Origin of the sequence: Acidovorax sp. (assembly GCF_046341535.1) — a bacterium.
Lineage (GTDB): Bacteria > Pseudomonadota > Gammaproteobacteria > Burkholderiales > Burkholderiaceae_C > Acidovorax.
In genome coordinates this window covers 22841-29265 of record NZ_JBKDRI010000197.1, presented here as the reverse complement: position 1 = coordinate 29265, position 6425 = coordinate 22841, and the positions used below count along the sequence as shown (strand labels likewise).

Annotated in this window: 6 protein-coding genes and 1 pseudogene; 4 read left to right on the top strand and 3 right to left on the bottom strand. The window is 73.6% G+C overall.

All coding sequences use genetic code 11. The annotated features are described in order from the left end of the window. The 3 genes and pseudogenes from ACK543_RS14680 to coaBC form a co-directional block, all read right to left on the bottom strand. A pseudogene (locus tag ACK543_RS14680) lies at positions 1-1649 on the bottom strand (hypothetical protein); the annotation flags it as partial. A gap of 60 nt (positions 1650-1709) precedes the next feature. Further along, positions 1710-2165 carry a dUTP diphosphatase gene (dut, locus tag ACK543_RS14675; RefSeq protein WP_409943571.1) on the bottom strand — a complete coding sequence of 152 codons (456 nt, stop codon included), beginning with the start codon at positions 2163-2165 and terminating at the stop codon, positions 1710-1712. Next, positions 2162-3391: a bifunctional phosphopantothenoylcysteine decarboxylase/phosphopantothenate--cysteine ligase CoaBC gene (gene coaBC / locus ACK543_RS14670; RefSeq protein ID WP_409943570.1), complete on the bottom strand. Its 1230-nt coding sequence runs from the start codon at positions 3389-3391 to the stop codon at positions 2162-2164. The genes dut and coaBC overlap by 4 nt, the downstream gene beginning before the upstream one ends. A 95-nt stretch (positions 3392-3486) precedes the next feature. On the opposite strand from coaBC, the gene radC reads away from it, so the two are divergent. The 4 genes from radC to ACK543_RS14650 all read left to right on the top strand — a co-directional run bounded on the left by radC (position 3487) and on the right by ACK543_RS14650 (position 6420). Further along, a complete protein-coding gene (gene radC, locus ACK543_RS14665; RefSeq protein ID WP_409943569.1) occupies positions 3487-4161 on the top strand; it encodes a RadC family protein in 675 nt (224 codons plus the stop codon). Positions 4162-4319: 158 nt separating this feature from the next. Next, positions 4320-5366, top strand: a complete 1047-nt coding sequence (locus tag ACK543_RS14660; RefSeq protein ID WP_409943568.1) for a hypothetical protein — start codon at positions 4320-4322, stop codon at positions 5364-5366. A gap of 185 nt (positions 5367-5551) precedes the next feature. Beyond that, positions 5552-5917 (top strand): ArsR/SmtB family transcription factor, encoded by a 366-nt coding sequence (locus ACK543_RS14655; protein WP_409943567.1) that lies wholly within the window; start codon positions 5552-5554, stop codon positions 5915-5917. Further along, positions 5914-6420, top strand: a complete 507-nt coding sequence (locus ACK543_RS14650; RefSeq protein WP_409943566.1) for an arsenate reductase ArsC — start codon at positions 5914-5916, stop codon at positions 6418-6420. The genes ACK543_RS14655 and ACK543_RS14650 overlap by 4 nt, the downstream gene beginning before the upstream one ends. The last annotated feature ends 5 nt before the right edge of the window (positions 6421-6425 follow it).

Below are 6425 nucleotides of genomic sequence, written 5' to 3'. Positions count from 1 at the left end.
TGGTGGTTCGGGAAGGTGCCGTCGACCTCACAGTGCAACGGCACGACATCGCAGCCGATGCCCTCGAGAACGCGCGGCCCGATCCCGCCGGCGATGCCGTTGCCAGCGTCGACCACCACCTTGAGCCGGCGCTCGCTTTGCACGTCGCTCGTGATGCGCTCGACGTAGTCGTCGACGACGTCGGTCGCCTGCAGGCCGCCGACGCCGCTGGTGAAGCGCTCTTCGACGATCGTCCGGTACAGCGCCTGGATCGCATCCTCGGCGAGCGTTTCGCCGCCAATCACGATCTTGAATCCGTTGTACTCGGGCGGATTGTGGCTGCCGGTCACCATCACCCCGGACCCGGCATTGAGATGGTAGGTGGCGAAATACAGCACCGGGGTCGGCACCGCCCCGATGTCGATGACGTCGCAACCCGACTGCCGAAGGCCCTTGATCAGCTCGGCCGCCATTTCCGGGCCGGACAACCGGCCATCGCGGCCGACCACGATCTCGGAAAGGCCTCGATCGCGCACCGTGGACCCGATCGCGCGACCGATCAGTCGCGCCGTCTCCGCGGTGAGCGTGTCGCCGACCACGCCGCGGATGTCGTAGGCGCGGAAGATGCTGCGGTCGACGACCGCTTCGCCGGCCGGCCCGGGAGCCGCCGGCTTGGGCTTCGGCACCGCCGCGGCGGGGCCCCGCACGGGCGCAGCCGGCGCCAGCACCAGCGGCGCCTCGTCCGGCTCCTTCGCCACCGGCCGCAGCCTTTCCAGCAGCCCGATTGCGGCGGTGGCGACCTGCGGGATCTTCTTGCCGCTGGCCCGCGCGCGCAGCGCGGCCAGCAGCGCGCCGAGCAGCAGCAGCAGTAGGCCCGCCGCGCCCTGCAGGCCCACGTTGCGCGAATCGATCAGCGGCAGCACAGCGCCGAGCTTGAACAGCTCCGGCTCCTGCAGGCCGACCGCGAGGATGCTCTGCGGGATGGGCACCGGTGCCGCCTCGCTGCCGCCGCCGCTGCCGCCGGAGAGCGCAACCTCGGTGCCGAGCAATCCCTGCCTCAGGACCAGGCGCCCGCCACCGAAGGACAGCGACTGCAGCGGCTCGACCAGCGCGTCCGCCGGAACCGCCGTGTAGGCGTAGCCCAGCAGCCGCTGGTCGTCGCGCACCGACTGGGCGAGCGCCAGGACCGGCTTGCCCGGGGCGTCCCTGGCGATCTGCGCCCGCGCCATGCCGCTGTCACGCGCCTCGGCGAGCATGTTGGCGCGGCTGTAGCCGAATTTCTGCAAGTCGGCCTCGACCAGCTGCGGCAGTTCCGGCGGGTAGAACTCGATCCACGCCGCCTGCGGGCGCAAGTGGCGGAAGCGGGCCGTGGCCGCCGGCCAGTCGGCGCCTGCCGCGGCGTCGCGCAGGACCGGGTCGGCGAGCACCGTGCGCAGGCCGTCCTGCATGGCGGCCACGTCGGCGGTCAACCCGGCCACCAGCCGCTCGCGAGCGTCGAGCAGGTTGGCCTCGATGGCGTTCTCGCGCCCGACCTGGACTGCCTGAAGCAGGCTGACCGCGCCCGCCGCCAGCGACAGCGCCATGGCCACCGTCAGCCCGAGCAGGCGCACGGCCGGGCGGCCGGCTTCGCGGGCGAGGGCGGCTTGGAGTGCGGTCTGCTTGCGTGCCACGCGATGCGGGTCCTTGGCGATTGACGACCGGGGCGGCCGCGGCGCGGGGTCGGCAACACGTCAGTCGCGTCCGGTGTGGCCGAAGCCGCCGTCGCCGCGCTGGCTTGCGGCGAAAACGTCCACCGCCCGGAACCGGGCCCGCGCGACGGGCACCACGACCAGTTGTGCGATGCGATCTCCCGGGCGGATGGTAAACGGGACGTGAGAGCGGTTCCAGCACGAGATCATCAGCGGGCCCTGGTAATCGGAGTCGATCAGCCCCACCAGGTTGCCCAGTACCAGTCCGTGCCGGTGGCCCAGACCCGAGCGCGGCAGGACCACCGCTGCATGCCCGGGGTCGGCGAGATGGATGGCGATCCCCGACGAGACCAGGGCCGTCGCCCCCGGCGCGAGTTCCAGCGGGGCGTCGAGGCAGGCGCGAAGGTCCATGCCGGCGCTGCCGGGCGTGGCGTGGGCCGGCAGCGGCCACTCGCTGCCGATCCGCGCGTCGAGCACCCTGAGTTCGACCTCGATCACGTGCGTCCCCCGAAGCCGGCCCGGGCCGCAACTCGCTGCGCGAGCAGTTCCACCAGCCGCGCGGCGAGCACCGGCTTGGGCGCCCGCCCGAGGTCGAGCCGGAATCCGTCGCCGCCCAGCACGACCAGCGCGTTCTCCTCGGCCTCGAACCCCTCGCCCGGCACGCCGACCCGGTTGGCGCACACCAGGTCCAGCCGCTTGCGCGACAGCTTGCCGCGCGCGTGCGCCTCGACATCCGCGGTTTCGGCGGCGAAACCGACCGTGAACGGCCGATCGGGCAGCGAAGCGACTGCAGCGAGGATGTCCTCGGTGTGTTCCAGCGCGAGCGCTGGTGGCGGCCGCCCCTCCACTTTCTTGATCTTGTCCGCGACGCGGTGCAGTGGACGGAAGTCGGCAACCGCGGCGGCGCCGACATAGACGTCGGCGCCGGTAGCCGCGGCCAGCACGGCGGCGTGCATCTCGCGCGCGCTGCGCACGTCGATGCGCTGCACCCGCGGCGGCGTCGCCAGGTGGACCGGGCCGGCGACGAGACGCACCTGCGCGCCGGCGGCCGCAGCCGCGCCGGCGATGGCGAAACCCATGCGCCCGGAACTGCGGTTGCCGATGAAGCGCACCGGATCGAGGTCCTCGAAGGTCGGTCCGGCGCTGACCACCACCACGCGACCGGTCAGCGGGCCGGGCGCGCGCGCGGCAGCGAGGCGCTCGACGATGGCCGGCGGCTCGAGCAGGCGACCCGGGCCGGACTCCCCGCAGGCCTGGTCGCCGCGACCCGGCCCGAGCATCACCGCGCCGCGCGCCGCCAGCGTGCCGACGTTGGCCTGGGTCGCAGGATGGAGCCACATCTGCTGGTTCATCGCCGGCGCGACGAACAGCGGCGCGGCGGTGGCGAGGCACAGGGTGGACAGCAGGTCCTCGGCCAGCCCGTGGGCGAGCCGCGCGATGATGCCGGCGCTGGCCGGTGCGACCAGCACCAGGTCGGCCCAGCGCGCGAGTTCGATGTGCCCCATCGCGGCTTCCGCCGCCGGGTCCCAGATCTCGTCGCGGACCGGGTGGCCGCTGAGCGCCTGGAAGGTCAACGGGGTGACGAACCGCCGCGCACCGGCGGTCATCACCACGCGCACCTCGGCGCCAGCCTCGCGCAGTCGGCGCACCAGGTCGGCCGCCTTGTAGGCGGCGATACCGCCGCTGACGCCGAGCAGGACGCGGGCGCCCTCGAGCGAACCCATGTAAGCGATCTCCGACGCAATGCCGCGGCGCAAGCCTACCGCAATACGCGCCGCCGGCCGGCCGACGCGCGCCGGCGCCGGAGCGAGGATGGGCCATGCGAATCCACGACCTGCCCGCCCACGACCGCCCGCGCGAGCGGCTCGCCCGCCTCGGACCCGCCGCGCTGTCGGACGCGGAACTGCTCGCGCTGTTCCTGCGCACCGGCCACCGTGGCGCCAGCGCGCTCGACCTCGCGCGCGCGCTGATCGTGCGCTTCGGCGGGCTGGCGGGCTTGCTTGGCGCCGGCGAGTCCGACGTCACCGCGGCGCCGGGCATCGGTCCGGCCAAGCATGCGCAACTGCGCGCCGCGGCGGAACTGTCGCGCCGCGCGCTGGAATCGGCCTGCGCGCGCGGCGCCACGCTCTCCAGCCCACGCGACAGCGCGGCCTTCCTGCGCGCCTGGCTGCGGCCGTACCCCTACGAGGTGTTCGCCTGCATATTCCTCGACAACCGGCACCGCGTGATCGCCACCGAGGAGATGTTCCGCGGCACCATCGACGGCGCCTCGGTCCACCCGCGCGAGGTCGTGCGCCGCGCACTGGCCCACAATGCGGCAGCGGTGATCTGCGCCCACAATCACCCTTCGGGCGTCGCGGAGCCCAGCGCCGCCGACGTCGCCATCACCCGCCGCCTGGCCGATGCCCTGGCCCTGATCGACGTCCGCGTGCTGGACCACTTCGTGGTCGGCGATGAACAGCCGCTGTCGATGGCGGAGCGCGGGTTGCTGTGACTCCAGTGCCACGACCCCGCCGCGGCGCTGGCCGGCTCGGTGGGAGCGGCGCCCGCACCGCGGGCTTCTCGAGCGGTCGCACCTCCCTCCCTACCCGATTCCCTTCACAATTCCCCCCCCCCTATACTCCAGACAACCCAGCCGCCGCCCGACCGCGCGTGATCACCGGACTTGCCGAGGAGTTCCCGCCAGACGCGGTCGAGCGCGAGTTGCCCGACCCGGAGAGCGCACGGCGCCTGATCGCCGAGCGGAGGCCCGACGTGCCGCACCTCCTGCGGCGGCGGCGCGCGCTCTACCAGGGCGCGTACGGAGATGGTGCGCAGGCCTACCTGGATCGCGCGGAGAACGCGGTGCTGCTGGCGCTGGCCCGGCTCGGCCTTCGCCACGGCACCTTCGGGAACGACTTCCACGACTACCACAACGAGGACCACGCGCTCGAGATCCTCGACCGCCGACTCGGGCGCGTACTGGGACAGATAGGCGTACAGGCTCTGCCCGGCAGCGACTGGCTGGCGCTGTCGTTGTTCGCCACCTGCCACGACCTGCGCCAGCGCGAAGACCAGCGTTTCCGTCACGGGATCGGCAGCAACGAGGCGGCCAGCATGGCCGAGACGCACCGCATCCTCGTCGCCGCCGGCTTCGACCCTTCCAGCGACCGCGAACTGTTCGTGGCGATGGAGGTGACGATCGCCGGCAGCACCTTCGACGCCAGCCCTCGCGCGCCCTCGTTCAACCCTGCCGAAGCCGTGCACACCGGCGGCCCGCTCGCCCCGCACCTCGACGCGGCGCTGGACCAGGCGATGCCCGGTTGGCGCGCCGACGCGGCCGCCCTGCGCGCGGTGAAGCTGGCCCTGATCGCGTCCGACCTCGACACCGCCAACGTGGGCGAGCGCTTCACCGAGTTCGCCGCCAGCGCGGCCCGGCTGGCCGCCGAACGCGAGATGCGCTGCCATCGCCCGCTGGCGTCGGCGGACAGCGGCCCGCCGGTGCTGAAGTTCCTGACCGACGGCCAGGAACGCTATTTCTTCGAACTGCACCGGTTCTGTTCGGACATCGGTGCGGCGGCGTTCGCCCCGGGCAAGGACGGCAACGCCTCGCGCGTGCGCACGCTGGCCCGCCTGCTGCGCGAGCGCTTCGGTGACGCGCGCGACTGCACGGGCGAGCAGGTCCTCGAGGCGCACCTGAAGCTCGCCGAAGCGGCCTGAGCGCGCGACGGGTGAGTGCGGCGCTGCGTCGCAGGAGCGCTGCGTGCAGCGCGACCGGGGTGCCCCGCGGGATCGCAAGAAAGCACCGCGCCGCGCGCGCCGCTCCCTCAGGGCGTCCGCCTCTTGCGCTGCGGCGCCGCGTGCGGTGGCGCGGCGCCGCGGTTTCGCGCTATGTTTCCGGAACCATGGAAATGTCGATCGCCGTCCGCGCGCTCGGCGCGCTGGCCCAGGAGGCGCGCCTGCGCGTCTTCCGCGCCCTCGTCGCCGATGCAGACCGCGGGCCGACGCCGGGCGAACTTTGCGACCGGCTCGGCATCCCTGCCTCAACCCTGTCGTTCCACCTGCGCGAACTGGTCGACAGCGGGCTCGCGATCGCCGTGCGCGACGGGCGCCGGCTGCATTACCGCCCGGACCTCGCGCGGATGGACGCGCTGATGGCCTACCTCACCGACCACTGCTGCGGCGGCAGGCCGTGCCGGCCGCAGGCGCGCCCGGGCGCGCGCAAGGCGCCCGCAGCCCGCCGCCGGACCACCCACGGAACCCCGCGATGACGATCCACGTGCTCGTGCTGTGTACCCACAACTCCGCCCGCAGCGTGCTCGCCGAGGCGATGCTCAACCACTGGGCCGCGCGCCTCGGCCGCGACGTGCGTGCGCACAGCGCCGGCAGCGCGCCGGCCGGTCGCGTCAATCCCTTCGCGCTCGAGGTACTCGCGGGCGCCGGCATCGACACCGCGGGCCTGCACAGCAAGTCCTGGGACGCGTTCGCGCAGCCCGGCGCGCCGCCGCTGTCGATCGTGATCACGGTCTGCGACAGCGCCGCCGCGGAAACCTGCCCGGTGTTCATCGGCGCCGGCGACGCGCAGCCGGTGCGCGTGCACTGGGGCTACCCGGATCCCTCCCAGGCCGAGGGCGGCGATACCGGCCGCCGCCGCGCGTTCGAACTCACGCGCCAGGCGCTGGGCTATCGCATGCTGCAGCTGCTCGCGCTGCCGCTGGAGCGCATGGATCGCGACGCCCTGGGCGAGTCCCTGGCCGCGATCGCGCGCAGCTGAGGGCT

Excerpts from the sequence above, each read along its gene's own strand:
- ACK543_RS14655 (WP_409943567.1), top strand. The coding sequence starts at position 5,552 with ATGGAAATGTCGATCGCCGTCCGCGCGCTCGGCGCGCTGGCCCAGGAG.
- coaBC (WP_409943570.1), bottom strand. The coding sequence starts at position 3,391 with ATGGGTTCGCTCGAGGGCGCCCGCGTCCTGCTCGGCGTCAGCGGCGGT.
- radC (WP_409943569.1), top strand. The coding sequence starts at position 3,487 with ATGCGAATCCACGACCTGCCCGCCCACGACCGCCCGCGCGAGCGGCTC.
- ACK543_RS14650 (WP_409943566.1), top strand. The coding sequence starts at position 5,914 with ATGACGATCCACGTGCTCGTGCTGTGTACCCACAACTCCGCCCGCAGC.